This is a genomic window from [Zimmermannella] faecalis ATCC 13722 (assembly GCF_000381765.1).
Classification (GTDB): Bacteria; Actinomycetota; Actinomycetes; order Actinomycetales; family Microbacteriaceae; genus Gulosibacter; species Gulosibacter faecalis.
In genome coordinates, this window is sequence record NZ_KB907077.1 from 184,864 (window position 1) to 199,339 (window position 14,476).

Genomic DNA, 14,476 nt, shown 5'->3' on the forward strand with positions numbered 1-14,476 from the left:
CCTCGCATCCACACCTCCCGCCCCGCAATTCCACCGCGAATTGGCCCGATTCCGGCTTCGTGATTAACCGGTCCAATAGGGAAATGCGGGACACTCCGTCGCAGTGAGTGACAATGGTGTGCGATTGAGAGGGGCGGGCAATGGTGACGCAGCAGCCGAAACGGCCGACGATTCGCGATGTCGCCCGCGAGGCTGGCGTCTCGAAGTCGCTCGTGTCGATGGTGTTCAACGACAGCGACCAGGTGAGCGAGGCGCGTCGCGAGGCCGTTCTCGAGGCCGCGGCGCGCCTCGGCTACGTGCCGAACCGGGTCGCGAAATCGCTCTCGTCGGCGGGCGGCGACTTCGTTTCGGTGCTCGTGGCCGACCACGTGAACCCGATGTTCGGCGAGGTGCTCACCACCATGCGCCGCACCCTGCAAGAGGCGGGCGTGCGCATGCTCATGTCGAGCTTCGCGTTCAACGCCGACACCGACGCCTCGACGCTCGACCTCGACGCGCTCGCAACGGTGCGCGATCTGCGCCCGCGCGGCGTGATCGTGCTCGGGTCGTTCAGTGGCCAGGGGCTCTTCGAGCAACTCCCGCACGGCGTGCCGGTCGTGCTTGTCAACTCACTCGACGCGCCGCTCGAGAAGATCAACACGGTCGTGCGCACCGACGATCAGATCGGTATCGGGCTCGTGGTCGGCCACCTCGTGTCAATCGGCCGGCGCCGGCTCACCTTCGTCGGCGGTGTCGGCGGCGCCGTGGCGCAGTCGCGCGCGCGCACGTTCCGGGCGGCGTGTTCGGCCGCGGGCGTGACTGACTTCGAGATCGAACCCGCCCGCTTCACGTTCGAGGCGGGTGCCGAGGCGGCGCGGCGGATGCTCGACGCGGGACGGGTGCCCGAGGCGGTCGTCGCGGCGAACGACCTCGTCGCGCTCGGCGTCATCGAAACCCTCGAGGGCGCCGGCGTTGCGGTGCCCGGCGACTGCGCCGTGACGGGCTACGACGACATTTTCGTGTCGCGCCTGCACCGCGTCGCGCTCACGTCGGTGAACCCCGACAACGCCGAGGTCGGGCGGCAGGCGGCGCACGCGCTCATGCGGCTCACGAACGGTGAGCAGGTCGACGCGGAGTACCTCGTGCGGCCCGTGCTCGCGATTCGGGCGACCACGGTGCCGACCGAACATTGACCTGACAAATGCATCGCCACTGAGCATTGACACTCGGCTCAGGGGTGTGTGAGACTCTTCACGCACGCTCTTGGACCGGTCCAACGGTGGACTGGTGAGTGCGCACCACCCCTCGTCGAACCCTGACGAACACGAACTCGCACGAATCGATCGCCCGACACTCGTCGGGTTCTCGAATTCGACGCGTCGTTCATTCAACTCACAAAGAGGTGATGAAATGTCCACTCGGAATTTCCTGCAACGTATTCGACGCGGCGCCTTCGTCGCGGCCGCGACCGCCGCGGCCCTCGTGCTCGCGGCCTGTTCGGGCCCGGCCGGCGTCAACGGCGAACTGAACCAGAACTCGGGCGGCACGCAGCAGGCGGCCGGCATCGACACGCCGCCGCTCAAGGTCGCCCTGATCACCCACGCCGTGCCCGGTGACACGTTCTGGGACGTCGTGCGCAAGGGTGCTGAGACGGCCGCGGCGAAGGACAACGTCGAGTTGCTCTACAGCTCCGACCCCGACGGTGCGCGCCAGGCGCAGCTCGTGCAGCAGGCGGTCGACCAGAACGTCGACGGCATCATCGTGACCCTCGCGAAGCCCGACGCGATGAGCTCGGCCGTCGAGAGTGCGGTCGACGCGGGCATCCCCGTCATCACGATCAACGCCGGAGAGAACGAGTACGAGGCGATGGGCGCGCTCGCACACTTTGGCCAGAACGAGACCGTGGCCGGTGAGGCCGCGGGCACCCAGCTCAACGAGCTCGGGGCGAAAAACATCATCTGCGTCATTCAGGAGCAGGGGCAGATTGCGCTCGAGCAGCGCTGTGAGGGCGTCGAGAGCACCTTCGAGGGCAAGAGCGAGATTCTCTACGTGAACAGCGCCGACATGTCGAGCGTCGCGTCGAACATCACCGCGAAGCTGCAGACCTCGACCGACATCGACTACGTCATGACGCTCGGCGCGCCGATCGCGATGACCGCGATCGACTCGATCGCCGACGCCGGTTCGAGCGCGAAGCTCGCGACCTTCGACATGAACGCCGAGGCGATCAAGGAACTGCAAGACGGCAACATTCAGTTCATCGTCGACCAGCAGCCGTACCTGCAGGGCTACGAGGCCGTCGACGGCATCTGGCTCTACGCGACGAACGGCAACGTGCAGGGTGGCGGCGCCCCCGTCTACACCGGCCCGCAGATCGTCACGCAGGAGAACGCCGACGCCGTGGCCGAGTACGCCGCGAACGGCACGCGCTAGACGCCCGGCTCCATGACCTCGAAAGACGAGAACCACACATGACCACCGCCACCGCAACGCCCGTGAGCGACGAACGCGTCGCCCAGGGCAACCTCTTCACGAGAGCCTTCTCGAAGCCCGAGGCCGGTTCGATCGCCGCCGCGATCGTGCTGTTCATCATCTTCGCGATCGCCTCGACCCAGTTCACCCAGCCGTCGTCGCTCGCGACGATCCTCTACGGGGCCTCGACCGTCGGCATCGTCACGGTCGGCGTCTCGCTGCTCATGATCGGCGGCGAGGTCGACCTGTCTGCCGGCGTCGGCGTCACCTCGGCCTCGCTCGCCTCGGCGCTCAGCATCTACTGGTTCGGGTCGAACGTGTGGGTCGGCGTCGTGATCTCGCTCGTGTTCTCGCTCTGCGTCGGCGCCCTGAACGGGTGGCTGCTCACGAAGACGAGGCTCGCGAGCTTCATCGTCACCCTCGCGACGTTCTTCATGCTGACGGGCCTCAACCTCGGCATCACCCGCCTCATCACGGGCGGCGTCGCGACCCCGTCGATCGGCTCGGGCACAGGATTCGAATCGGCCGAGGCCGTCTTCGCCTCCGACATCCCGATCTTCGGCGTCAACGTGAAGATCACGGTGTTCTACTGGATCATCCTCGTCATCGTCGCGACCTGGATTCTCAGCCGCACCCGCGCTGGCAACTGGATCTTCGCATCCGGTGGCGCCCCCGAGGCTGCTCGCGCGGTCGGCGTGCCCGTCGTGCGCACGAAGATCGGCCTCTACATGGGCGTCGCGTTCTGCACGTGGCTGCTCGGCATGCACCAGCTGTTCGCGTTCAAGACCGTGCAATCGGGTGAGGGTATCGGCAACGAGTTCCTCTACATCATCGCCGCGGTCGTCGGTGGCTGCCTCATGACGGGCGGCGCCGGCAGCGCGATCGGTGGCGCGATCGGTGCGCTCATCTACGGCATGGCGCTCAAGGGCGTCGTCTACGCCGAGTGGAACCCCGACTGGCTGAAGTTCTTCCTCGGCGCGATGCTGCTCGCCGCGACCGTACTCAACTACACGCTGCAACGGCGTGCCGCAAAGGGAGGCCGCAAATGACCAACGCACCAGAGACCCAGGCCGAGGCGACTCCGGAGACGGATGCGTCGCCGCTCGTCGACCTGCTCGGCGTCGGCAAGCGCTACGGCAACATCATCGCCCTGCGCGACATCGACCTCGAGGTGAGCGCGGGGGAGGTCACCTGCGTGCTCGGCGACAACGGCGCCGGCAAGTCGACGCTGATCAAGGTCATCGCCGGCCTCCACCAGCACGACGAGGGCACGTTCACCGTCGAGGGCGACGAGGTGAAGTTCGCCTCGCCGCGACAGGCGCTCGACGCCGGCATCGCGACGGTGTACCAAGACCTCGCGGTGGCGCCGCTCATGCCGGTGTGGCGCAACTTCTTCCTCGGCTCTGAGGTGTCGAAGGGCGTTGGGCCGTTCAAGCGGCTCGACGTCGACTTCATGCGCAAGACGACGAAGAAGGAGCTCCTCGACATGGGCATCGACCTTCGCGACGTCGACCAGCCGATTGGCACCCTCTCGGGCGGTGAGCGACAGTGCGTCGCGATCGCCCGGGCCGTGTACTTCGGCGCGAAGGTGCTGATTCTCGACGAGCCGACCGCCGCCCTCGGTGTCAAGCAGTCGGGCGTCGTGCTCCGCTACATCATTCAGGCGCGCGACCGCGGGCTCGGCGTGATCTTCATCACGCACAACCCGCACCACGCGTATCCGGTCGGCGATCGATTTCTGCTGCTGAAGCGGGGCCAGAGCATCGGCTACTTCGAGAAAGACGAGATCGCGCTCGAAGAACTCACGTCGATGATGGCCGGCGGCGCCGAACTCGAGCTGCTCGTGCACGAGCTCGAGCAGTCGGGTGCCGACACCGCCACCGTGCGGACGATTCGCGACGACATTGCCGAAGACGAGGCGGCGAATGTTGGGCGGGTGCCCGTCACCGAGGCGATTCAGACGCGCAGGCCGAGTGACGACTGACGTGCGGGCACTCAAGATTGGCGTGCTCGGGGCGTCGCGGATCGCCGAGAAGGCGATCACGCAGGCGAGTCGCGAGACTGGCGATCGACGGTACGCGGTCGCGGCGAGCAGCCGCGACCGCGCCGTCGCGTACGCCGAGCAGTACGGCTACGAGCGCGTGCACGAAGACTACGACGCGCTCGTGCGCGACCCCGAGATCGACCTCGTCTATATCGGGCTCGTCAACGGGCTGCACGCGGAGTGGACCTCGCGGGCGCTCCGCGCGGGTCGCAACGTGCTCGTCGAGAAGCCGTTTGCGGCGAACCTCGGCGAGTTCGAGGGCATCGCGGCCCAGCTCGAGTCGAGCGCGGGCTGGGTGTGGGAGGGGTTCCACTATCGGCATCATCCGGTAATGCGCCGGATGCTCGACGCCGTCGCGACGGGGGAGCTCGGCGAGCTGCGGCGGGTCGAGGTGCGAATGTGCATGCCAAATCCCGGCGACGCCGACCCGCGGTGGTCGTTCGGCCTTGCCGGCGGCGCAATGATGGACGTCGGGTGCTACGCGCTGCACGCGGTGCGCGAGGTTGGCGACGTGCTCGGGCTTCGGGCGCGAGTGCTCGGCGCCACTGCCGAGGGTTGGGGCGCCGACGAGCGGGTGGATGCGCGGGTCACGGCGAACCTCGCGCTCGGCGAGGTGCCGGTGCGGCTCGAGGCGAGCATGACCGCGCCCGAATTCGACTTTGGCCTGCGGATCGTGGGGGAGCGCGGGTCGGTGTTCGCGCCGTCGTTCGTGTTGCCCGTTGAGGACGACCGCGTCGTCGTCACGGTCGACGGGCGCGAGCGCACCGAGCGCCTCGGCACGTCGTCGACGTACACGCACCAGCTTCAGGTTGTCGGCCAGGCGCTGCGCGAGGGCGAGCGGTCACTCGTGGAGCTCGAGCGATCGCGCACGAACGCGCGCCTCATCGACGAGGTCTATCGCGCGGCCGGAATGCCGCTGCGGCAATCGGTCACGGGCTCGCATATGTGATTTTGACACGACATACAAATCGCCGTACTATGGACTCACTGTCCGATCAGTGAGATTCAGGGTCGTAATGACGCGGCGAATCACACAGCTCCTCACGAGGGATGCGACGGGCGGGACACGCGCCGGGGAGGCCGGTGCGTCCATTCCCTGACCGTGCGCAGTGCTGCGCCGAAAGGACCCGTCATGAGCGACGCAATTTTGCGGTTCGACGGCATCACGAAGAGCTTTCCCGGCGTGCGGGTGCTCGACGGTGTGACCTTCGAGCTGCGCCCCGGCGAGGTGCACGCACTCATGGGCGAGAACGGCGCCGGCAAATCGACGCTCATGAAGATCCTCATGGGGATCTACCACGCCGACCAGGGCGAGGTGCTGCTCGCGGGCGAGCCCGCGCGCATCAGCGGGCCGAGCGACGCGCTGAACCAGGGCGTCTCGATGATTCACCAGGAACTCAACCCGGTGCTCGACATGCAGGTGTTCGAGAACGTGTTCCTCGGCCGCGAGCTGCGAACCCGCGTTGGCCTCGCCGACGCGAAGCGCATGAAGGCCGAGACGACGCGGATTCTCGAGGAGCTCGACATCTCGGTGTCGGCGACGCGAGAAATGCGCACGCTCTCGGTGGCGCAGATGCAGCTCATCGAGATCGCGAAGGCGATCGCGTTCGAGAGCAAGGTCGTCGTCATGGACGAGCCGACCTCGGCGATCACCGAGGCCGACGTCGAGACCCTCTTCGGGCACATCGAGCGGCTGCGGGCCTCGGGTGTCGCGATCATCTACATCTCGCACAAGATGGAGGAGATCTTCCGCATCTCCGACACGATCTCGGTGCTGCGCGACGGGCAGCTCGTGCACACGGCCCCCGCCGCGGAGCTCGACGAGCCGACCCTCATCCGTTACATGGTCGGGCGCACGCTCGACGAGAATTTCCCGAAGCGCGAGGTGCCGATCGGCGATCCCGTGCTCGCCGTCACCGACTGGTCGAGCCCGCCCCTCGTGCGCGACGTCAGCATCGAGCTGCGCCAGGGCGAAGTGCTCGGCATTGGCGGCCTCGTCGGCGCCGGCCGCAGCGAGTTCGTCGAGTCGCTCTTCGGCATTCGGCCCGGTTCATCGCCCGAACCCGTTCGCGTTCGCGGCGAGGCGGTGCGCATTCGCCGGCCGCAGGACGCGATCAAGCTCGGCATCGCGCTCGTCACCGAAGACCGCAAGGTCACGGGGCTCAATCTCGAGGGCTCCGTGAGCGAAAACATCACGCTCGTCGGGCTCGGCAGCCTGTTCCCGAAGGGGATTCTGCACCGGAAGACCGAGACGAAGATCGCGAACGACTACATCGAGCGCCTGCGCATCCGTACGCCGAACAGCCAGCAGATCGTGTCGCGCCTGTCGGGCGGCAACCAGCAGAAGATCGTCCTCGCGAAGTGGCTCCTCACCGAGCCCGACATCATCATCTTCGATGACCCCACGCGCGGCATCGATATCGGTGCGAAGCGCGACATCTACCACCTCATCGGCGACCTCGTCGAGCGCGGCAAATCGGTCGTGCTCATCTCCTCCGAGATGACAGAACTCATCGGCCTCAGCGACCGCATTCACGTCTTCGCCGAGGGCCGGGTGACCGGCACCCTCGACCGTCCCGATTTCTCGCAAGAACGCATCCTCGAGCTCGCCTCGCAATTCGAAAGTTGACCATGATGACCTCGGCACCTCCCACCGCAGCAGCAGCCGGCACGAAGCGTCGGTTCTCGAGCGGTTCGCTCCTCAAGGACGCGGGCCTCGCGATCATCTTCGTCGCGCTCGTGATCGGCCTCACGCTCGCCTCGCCCAACCACTCGTTCCTCAGCCTGAACAACATCTTCCTGATCCTCGTGCAGACGTCGATCAACGGCATCCTCGCGATGGGCATGATGTACGTCATCATCTCGGGCCACATCGACCTCTCGGTCGGATCGACCGTCGGCCTCGCCGGTGTCGCGGCCGCGCTCGTCGCGATGCCCGGTGAATATCCGCTCATCGTGCCGATCCTCGTCGGCCTCGCGGTCGGCGTCGGCGTCGGCCTCATCAACGGCATCGGCGTCGCGTACGGCGGCATTCCCTCGTTCATCATCACGCTGGGAACGCTGACCGCGGTGCGCGGTATCGCCCTCATCGTCTCGGGAGGCGCCCCGGTTTCGGGCCTCAGCCCCGAGTTCCAGGGGCTCGCCTCGGGCCGCGTGTTCGGCATCCCCGTGCTCGCGATCTACTTCGTCGTCATCGCGGTCATCGCCGCGTTCGTGCTCCGCAAGACCGTGTTCGGGCGCCGCATCTACGCGCTCGGTGGGAACCCGCAGGCGGCCGCTGTCTCGGGCATCAACGTCAAGCGGCTGACGGTCATGCCCTTCATCATCGCGGGGCTCCTCGCAGGCCTGTGTGGCGTGCTGCTCGCCTCGCGCACGTTCACGGGCTCGCCGACGGCGGGCGAGTCGTACGAGCTCGACGCGATCGCCGCGGTCGTCATCGGTGGCGTGAGCATGACCGGCGGTCGCGGGAAGGCGTTCGGCGTCGTCATCGGCGCGCTCATGATCGCCGTCATCGCGAACGGCCTCGACATCCTCGGCATCAACTCGAACATGCAGATGGTCATCAAGGGCGCGATCATCGCCCTCGCCGTGCTCATCGATGTGAAGACCCGTCGCGACTGACCCGGTTGCGCAGCCACATTCAACCAACCCGAATCACCACATTTCGTTCGAAGGAGAACACCATGGCAAAGAAGCTCACCAAGCTCGTGACGCTCGCCGCGGCCGCGGCGCTGCTGCTCACGGGCTGCGCCGAGGGCGGCGGCGCCGGCGAGACCGGCGGCGCGAGCGACGGCAAGATCGCGCTCATCATGAGCCACATGACCAACGAGTTCACGACCACCGTGGCGAGCGCGGCCGAGGCGAAGGGCGAGGAGCTCGGCTACGAGGTCACCGTGTTCGACAGCGGCCAGGATGCGTCGACGCAGGTCTCGCAGATCGAGCAGGCCGTGTCGCAGGGCTACGACGGCATTCTCGTCGAGCCCGTTTCGACCGACGGTGTCGTGCCCGGCCTCTCTGCGGCGAACGAGGCCGGCGTGCCGATCGCGACGATCGTGCAGAAGGCCTCGCAGCAGGACCTCGCGGCTGCCTACATCGGCGGCGACGAGGTCGCGGCCGGCAAGCTCCAGATGGAGCAGGCGATCGAGGCGATCGGCGGCGAGGGCAAGATCGCCGTGCTCTACGGCCCGATGGGCAGCGACGCGCAGATCGCCCGCAATGACGGCTACGAGCAGGCGCTCGCCGACTACCCCGACGTCGAGGTCGTCTTCGACAAGACCGCGAACTGGGTCACGGCCGAGGCGCTCACGCTCGTCGAGAACTGGTTCTCGACCGGCACCGAGATCGACGCGATCGTCGCGCAGAACGACGCGATGGCGGTCGGCGCCGTGCAGGCGGCCGAGAACGCCGGCAAGAGCGACGTGCAGGTCTTCGGCATCGACGCGACGTCCGACGGCATCGACTCGATCAACGCTGACGGAATGGTCGGCACGGTGTCGCAGGACACGGCCGGCATCGGCGAGCTCGGAGTCGAGACGATGGTGCAGCTGATTGACGGCGAAGAGGTTGAGGCCGAGGTGCTCACCGAAGCGGTGTGGATCACGAAGGAGAACGTCGACACGCTCTCCGAGTAGTCACTCGCCAGCACTCGCGCGCCGCCGTGCTCCTCGCGACCTCCTAGTCGTCGAGGAGCGCGGCGGCGAACATTGGCCGCGCGACATCCCAGCCCGACGGGTGGAACATCCCCGCGAGCGCGTCGCGATACAGCCGGTTCAGCTCAGTGCCATTGTCGAAGCCGCGGCCGCCCACACAGCGGTACGCGGCTTCGACGCTGTCTCGGGCCGCCTCGGTCGCGCTGAGCTTCGCGCTCACGAACTTTCGCGGCCAGGCGCTGCCGTGGTCGACGAGCTCGTCGAACTCGCGCGTGTAGGTCTCGAGCTGCGCAGCCACGGGTTCGAGCCGCATCGCGGCGTCGGCGAGGCGCACCCGAAACTCGGGGATCTCGGCGAACGTCGACTCCGCCTTGCGTGAGGTCTTCGCGCGCAGCGCCTCGGCCGCCACGGTGAGCGACCGCTCGGCGAGGCCGGCGTAGACCGACGCGATGAGCAGCTGAAAGTTCGCGTTGATCGCGAAGGGCAGCGAGTCGGGGTTCAGCCCGTCGGGGAGTCGGCGCACGACCCGGTCGCCCGGCAGCCGTGCCCCGTCGAGCTTCGTCGAGCGGCTCTGCGTCGCGCGCATCCCCATCGGGTCCCAGTGGGGCGACGACGAGATGCCGTCGGTCTCGCGGTCGAGCACGCCGTACACGACGGTCGGATGCTCGGGGTCGCTCGCGTCGAGCCCGTGGGCGATGAGGCGGGTCCAGACCGGCGTGAGCGAGGTGAAGATCTTCGTGCCGGTGAGGCGGTAGCCGTCGCCGTTGGGCGCGGCCTCGGTCGTCGAGCTGTAGAGCACCCAGTCGTTGCCGGCCTCGCTGATGCCGAAGGCGTACACCTCGTCGGCGGCCGCGTCGTCGAGCACGAACCGCAGTGAGTCGTCACCGCGTTCGAGCAGCGCCCGCGCGACGCCCGTGCACACGAGGTGCATATTGATGCCGAGCGCCGTCGCGGGCGCGGCCGTCGCGAGCCGCCGCTGCAGCCGCGACACCTCGTTCAGCGTCAGGCCCGGGCCACCGAGCTCGGTCGGCACGAACAGCCGCAGGTAGCCCGCGTCGCGGAGCTCCTCGAAGTCCTCGGAAAAGAACCGGTTGTTGAGGTCGTAGCCGTCGGCGCGCTCGCGGAATCGCGCGAGGCGCGCGTCGGGCAGGTACGTTTCGGCGAGTTCGCGGTGGCGGGCTTCGCGGTCAGACAATGCGGCTCCTCGGCTGGGTGGGCGGTCGGCTCGCGCAGTTCTTAGACCGTGCGCAAGAGCACCGCACCATTGTGCCCCCCGAAGCCGAACGAATTCGAGAGCACGCTCGACACGCGCGCCGATCGCGCCTCGGTCACGACGTCGAGGTCGGGGAACGCCGGGTCGGTGAGGTTCAGGGTTGGCGGTAGTACGCCGTCGCGGAGGGTCAGGGCGGCGAGCATCGCCTCGAGCACGCCGGATGCGCCGAGCAGGTGCCCGGTCGACGACTTCGTTGCGCTCACGGGCACTTCACCGAGGCGGCCGCCGAACACGCGCTCGAGCGCGAGCGCCTCGGTCTCGTCGTTCAGCTTCGTGCTCGTGCCGTGGGCGTTGATGTGGCCCACCTCGTCGGGACGCATCCGGGCGTCGGCGAGGCAGGCCTGCATCGCCGCGATAGCGCCGCGGCCCTCGGGATGCGGCGCGGTCGGGTGGTGCGCGTCGCTCGCGGCGCCGAACCCGGCGAGCTCGGCAATTGGCGTGCCACCCCGCGCGAGCACCGCATCCTTCGCCTCGAGCAGGATTGCGGACGCGCCCTGCGACATGACGAATCCGCTTCGCGCCGCGTCGAAGGGGCGGCTCGCGGCGGTGGGGTCGTCGTCGAAGCCGCTCGCGAGGGCGCGCAGGTTCGCGTTCGATAAGAGGTTGACGGCGCCGAGGCAGTCTTCGTAGCCGACGACGAGCACGGTGTCGGCGTAGCCGTGGCGAATGCGCCGCAGCCCCTCGCCGAGCGCGACGGCGCCGCTCGCGCAGGTCGCCGAGACCGCGCCGGCCGCGCCGAGCGCGCCGTAGCGCTGGCTCAGCAGCGCGGCCGCGGCGTCGGGGGCCCCGTGCATCGCGAGGGCCGCGGGCACGGCGCGCGGGCCGAGGTCGTCGAGCGCGCGGGTCGCGTCCTGCATCGCGCGCACGGGGCCGGAGCCGGTTGCCGCGATGATCGAGAACCCGTATTCGGCACCGGAGGGCATCGGCGGGTCGCCCTGCGCCATTGCCTCGTCGCCCGCGGCGATCGCCCACAGCAACACGTCGGCGAGGCGCCGTGACTCGCGTTCGGGGAGGAGCCCAGCGTCAATGAAGCCGCGCACCTGGCCGCCGATGCGCACGCGCAGGTCGGCGAATTCGGCGCCCTCGAGCCGCGAGATCGCGCTGCGGCCCTCGCGCACCGACTGCCACGTCGACTGGGCGTCGAGCCCGCTCGGGGTGACGGCGCCGAGGCCCGTGATGACGACCTCGCGGCGGTCGGGCGACTGCGCTCGGCGCGCGCGGCGCGACGAATGCGACTGGGGAACCGAGTGCGTCACAGGCGCACCGCCCCGTCGAGGAGGTCGGCGGTCGCGCCGCGGCGCACCTTGCCGCCGACCGTGCGGGGGAGCTCGGGCAGCCGATAGAAGCGGCGCGGCACGAACTGCGGTGCGAGCCGGCCGCGCGCGTGCTCGAGCAGCACCGACTTCGCGGGCGAATCGCCCTCGACGACGAGCGCGACAACGCTGCCGAGCGACGCGTCGGCGACCGGCACGGCACACACCTCGCCGAGGCCGGCGACCGCGTCGAACGCCCGCTCGATCTCGGGCAGCGAGACCTTGTGCCCGCCCGTGACGACGATGTCGCCCGCGCGGCCGAGCAGTTCGAGCCGCCGCCCGCGCAGCCGCGCCTGGTCGTGCACGGTCGCCCAGCCGCGCGCGTCGCGCAGCCGCTCGTCGGTCGTCGCGGGCAGGTAGCCATCAGAGGTCGCGTCGGCGCGGATCCACAGCTCGCCGATCTCGCCGTCGGGCAGTGGCACACCGTCGGCGTCGCGCACCTCGGCGTCGATGCCGTCGTAGAGGGCGATCTCGCCGTCGTCGGTGCGGCTATCGCCGATGAATCCGATCTCGGCGGCGCCGTAGTAGCTGATGAGTCGGGCGTTCGGCAGTGCGCGGGCCGCTGCGGCCCGGATGCGCGGCGGCAGGTTCGCGCCCCCGGCAACGAGCAGGTTCACGCCGGCGAAGCGTTCGGGCGCGCGCTGCGCCGCGAGTGCCAGCGCCTCGATGACGGCGGGGACCGCGACGACGCGGGTAATGCCCTCGGCCTCGATACGGCGGCCGGCCTCGAGTGGGTCGAACCGGTCGCCGACGTGGCAGGTGCCGCCTGAGGCGAGGCACTCGATGAGGGCGTAGAGGGTGAGGCTGTAGCTGAGTGGGCCGGGCGCGAGCGTCGCGGTGCCGGGAGTGGGCTCGAGGTGGGCGCTCGAGACGGCGAAGTTTGCTCGGTATTGGGCGCGCGTCTTGTAGAACGCCTTTGGGTCGCTCGTCGTGCCCGACGAGAACAGCATGAGGAACGGCTCGGCGCTGTCGCGCACGGTCGGCGCCGCCGTCGGCTCGACCCGGGCCTCGAGGGCTCGGAACTCATCGAGGCTGATCACCCGGCCTGCCCAGTCGGCGTCGGCGAGTGCCGCGGCGAGGTCGGCCGAGTCGGTAATGACGAGGGTCACGCCCGTGCCGGCGGCGACTCGCACGCGATGGGGGAGCGGCCACCGCGGGTCGATCGTCGCGACGGTCGCGTCGTATCCCGCGAGGCCGGCGACGAAGCGGGCCGTGTGCACGGCGTCGGTGCTGCTCACGGCGACGACGGGCCGCGTGGAGTGGTCGAGCTCGGTCACGGCGGCCCAGATGCGTGCGGCGTCGCCGGGCAGTTCGCCAAACGTGATGCGGGCACCGGGCCCGACGATCGCGGGGAGTTCGGGGTCGCGCGCCGCGACCTCCAGAATCTTGCCCGTGATCGGCACGTTTCCCTCCCGTAGACGGTGCACCTCGGCGTCGGCGCGCAAACAAATACTCTAACCGCGGCCGGCCCGGAGTCTTCGAGATTCGCGGCGAACTCTCCGGAACCTCACCCCCACGGTTCGTACCGTTGGGGCGTGAGTGAGTGCGAAGCATGACGGGGCACCGGGACGACCTCGGTCGTCGCATCGCCGCCGAGGGAATTCTGCTCGCGGGCGGCGGCGCGGCAATCCTGCTGCAGCTCGCGCATCCGCTCGTCGCCCGCGGGGTCGCGGGCTACTCCGACTTCACGAACGCGCCGCTGCGGCGCCTCGAAGGCACCCTCAACTACGTCACTGCGGTCGTGCACGGCGACGACGATGACCGGCGCGCGCTGCGACGAATCGTGAACCGACGGCACGCGAGGGTCCCCGGCGCGTTCGATCCCGAGGCGCAGCTCTGGGTCGCGGCGACGCTGTTGCGCTCGGCCGAGTCGTCGTACGCACGGGCGTTCGGCCGACTCACGCTCGCCGAGCGCGAGGCGCTGCGGGCGACGTTCGAAACGATCGGCACTGAATTGCAAATGCCGCCCGGCGCCTGGCCCGCGAGCGTCGCGGAATTCGACGCCTGGTGGGCGGCGAGAATTGCCGAATCGCACGTGAGTGACAACGCGAAGAAGGTATTTGCCGAGCTTTGTCGGCCCGCATCCGCGCCGCGCTGGTTACGGGTGGTGCTCCCGATAGTGTGGCGCGTCGCGTTGGCGCAGCTCCCGGCGAGGCTTCGACGCGAGTTTGCCCCGAATTGGCGACGGCGAGATCGCTTTATCGCCGAGCTATTTTGGGTGATTGTCGTTCCGGGATATCGGATGCTGCCGTGGCACGTGCGCAGCTGGCCGATGCGACGCCAATTACGAGCATTGCAGCGAATGATCGCCACCGCGCCATAATCCCGCGTCACGACACAAATCGGGGCGCATCAGTGATGCGCCCCGATTTGGATATGCGTTGAGGGAACGGCGTTAGTTGTTCGCCTCGTCGTACGCGTCGAGCACGTCTTGCGGAACTCGGCCGCGGTTGGCGACGGTGTAGCCATTTGCGGTCGCCCACTTGCGAACGGCCGAAAGGTCGCGCTTCGGGCCTGCAGTGGGGAGCAGGGTGCGGGTGCCACGCTGGGCGCGGCCGCCGACGCGACGCGCCGACTTGACGTAGCTGCTCAGCGTTTCGCGAAGGCCCTCGGCGTTCGCGTCGCTGAGGTCGATTTCGTATTCAACACCGTCGAGACCGAACTTCACGGTTTCGCCCTGGCCCTCGGTGAGCTGGGTGCCGTCGAGATCATCGATCAGCTGGTAGACAACTTTGCGTGCCACGGA

Annotated in this window: 13 protein-coding genes; 9 read left to right on the forward strand and 4 right to left on the reverse strand. The window is 68.7% G+C overall.

The genetic code is table 11. The annotated features are described in order from the left end of the window. Nucleotides 1–140 precede the first annotated feature (140 nt). The 8 genes from G328_RS0106760 (at nt 141) to G328_RS0106795 (ending at nt 9,126) form a co-directional block, all read left to right on the forward strand. Nucleotides 141–1,172: a LacI family DNA-binding transcriptional regulator gene (locus G328_RS0106760; RefSeq protein WP_019618586.1), complete on the forward strand. Its 1,032-nt coding sequence runs from the start codon at nt 141–143 to the stop codon at nt 1,170–1,172. A 217-nt stretch (nt 1,173–1,389) separates the two neighbouring features. Further along, nucleotides 1,390–2,412 (forward strand): sugar ABC transporter substrate-binding protein, encoded by a 1,023-nt coding sequence (locus G328_RS0106765; protein WP_019618587.1) that lies wholly within the window; start codon nt 1,390–1,392, stop codon nt 2,410–2,412. 38 nt (nt 2,413–2,450) lie between these two features. After that, nucleotides 2,451–3,500 (forward strand): ABC transporter permease, encoded by a 1,050-nt coding sequence (locus tag G328_RS0106770; protein ID WP_019618588.1) that lies wholly within the window; start codon nt 2,451–2,453, stop codon nt 3,498–3,500. After that, nucleotides 3,497–4,435: an ATP-binding cassette domain-containing protein gene (locus G328_RS14560; protein ID WP_019618589.1), complete on the forward strand. Its 939-nt coding sequence runs from the start codon at nt 3,497–3,499 to the stop codon at nt 4,433–4,435. The genes G328_RS0106770 and G328_RS14560 overlap by 4 nt, the downstream gene beginning before the upstream one ends. Then, nucleotides 4,425–5,444: a Gfo/Idh/MocA family protein gene (locus G328_RS0106780; protein WP_019618590.1), complete on the forward strand. Its 1,020-nt coding sequence runs from the start codon at nt 4,425–4,427 to the stop codon at nt 5,442–5,444. Before G328_RS14560 ends, G328_RS0106780 begins: the two co-directional genes overlap by 11 nt. A 183-nt stretch (nt 5,445–5,627) precedes the next feature. Further along, a complete protein-coding gene (locus tag G328_RS0106785; protein WP_019618591.1) occupies nt 5,628–7,124 on the forward strand; it encodes a sugar ABC transporter ATP-binding protein in 1,497 nt (498 codons plus the stop codon). Between the two features lie 5 nt (nt 7,125–7,129). Continuing rightward, nucleotides 7,130–8,116: an ABC transporter permease gene (locus G328_RS0106790; RefSeq protein ID WP_110463808.1), complete on the forward strand. Its 987-nt coding sequence runs from the start codon at nt 7,130–7,132 to the stop codon at nt 8,114–8,116. 62 nt (nt 8,117–8,178) lie between these two features. Further along, a complete protein-coding gene (locus G328_RS0106795) occupies nt 8,179–9,126 on the forward strand; it encodes a sugar ABC transporter substrate-binding protein (protein WP_019618593.1) in 948 nt (315 codons plus the stop codon). A 43-nt stretch (nt 9,127–9,169) separates the two neighbouring features. On the opposite strand, the gene G328_RS0106800 is transcribed toward G328_RS0106795, so the two are convergent. From G328_RS0106800 to G328_RS0106810, 3 genes are read right to left on the reverse strand one after another with little or no spacing between them, the layout of a single operon-like run. Beyond that, nucleotides 9,170–10,339, reverse strand: a complete 1,170-nt coding sequence (locus G328_RS0106800) for an acyl-CoA dehydrogenase family protein (protein WP_019618594.1) — start codon at nt 10,337–10,339, stop codon at nt 9,170–9,172. Nucleotides 10,340–10,380: 41 nt separating this feature from the next. Then, nucleotides 10,381–11,673: a beta-ketoacyl-[acyl-carrier-protein] synthase family protein gene (locus G328_RS0106805; protein WP_019618595.1), complete on the reverse strand. Its 1,293-nt coding sequence runs from the start codon at nt 11,671–11,673 to the stop codon at nt 10,381–10,383. After that, on the reverse strand, nt 11,670–13,175 hold the full coding sequence (locus tag G328_RS0106810; RefSeq protein WP_235619854.1) for a class I adenylate-forming enzyme family protein: 1,506 nt from the start codon (nt 13,173–13,175) through the stop codon (nt 11,670–11,672). Before G328_RS0106810 ends, G328_RS0106805 begins: the two co-directional genes overlap by 4 nt. A 107-nt stretch (nt 13,176–13,282) precedes the next feature. On the opposite strand from G328_RS0106810, the gene G328_RS14565 reads away from it, so the two are divergent. After that, nucleotides 13,283–14,053 (forward strand): oxygenase MpaB family protein, encoded by a 771-nt coding sequence (locus G328_RS14565; RefSeq protein ID WP_019618597.1) that lies wholly within the window; start codon nt 13,283–13,285, stop codon nt 14,051–14,053. 72 nt (nt 14,054–14,125) lie between these two features. Here G328_RS14565 and G328_RS0106820 read toward each other — a convergent pair whose 3' ends face one another. Continuing rightward, complete coding sequence (locus G328_RS0106820) at nt 14,126–14,473, reverse strand: histone-like nucleoid-structuring protein Lsr2 (protein WP_019618598.1); 348 nt, start codon at nt 14,471–14,473, stop codon at nt 14,126–14,128. Nucleotides 14,474–14,476 lie beyond the last annotated feature (3 nt).

Excerpts from the sequence above, each read along its gene's own strand:
- G328_RS0106785 (WP_019618591.1), top strand. The coding sequence starts at position 5,628 with ATGAGCGACGCAATTTTGCGGTTCGACGGCATCACGAAGAGCTTTCCC.
- G328_RS0106760 (WP_019618586.1), top strand. The coding sequence starts at position 141 with ATGGTGACGCAGCAGCCGAAACGGCCGACGATTCGCGATGTCGCCCGC.
- G328_RS0106795 (WP_019618593.1), top strand. The coding sequence starts at position 8,179 with ATGGCAAAGAAGCTCACCAAGCTCGTGACGCTCGCCGCGGCCGCGGCG.
- G328_RS0106790 (WP_110463808.1), top strand. The coding sequence starts at position 7,130 with ATGACCTCGGCACCTCCCACCGCAGCAGCAGCCGGCACGAAGCGTCGG.
- G328_RS0106770 (WP_019618588.1), top strand. The coding sequence starts at position 2,451 with ATGACCACCGCCACCGCAACGCCCGTGAGCGACGAACGCGTCGCCCAG.
- G328_RS14565 (WP_019618597.1), top strand. The coding sequence starts at position 13,283 with ATGACGGGGCACCGGGACGACCTCGGTCGTCGCATCGCCGCCGAGGGA.
- G328_RS14560 (WP_019618589.1), top strand. The coding sequence starts at position 3,497 with ATGACCAACGCACCAGAGACCCAGGCCGAGGCGACTCCGGAGACGGAT.
- G328_RS0106765 (WP_019618587.1), top strand. The coding sequence starts at position 1,390 with ATGTCCACTCGGAATTTCCTGCAACGTATTCGACGCGGCGCCTTCGTC.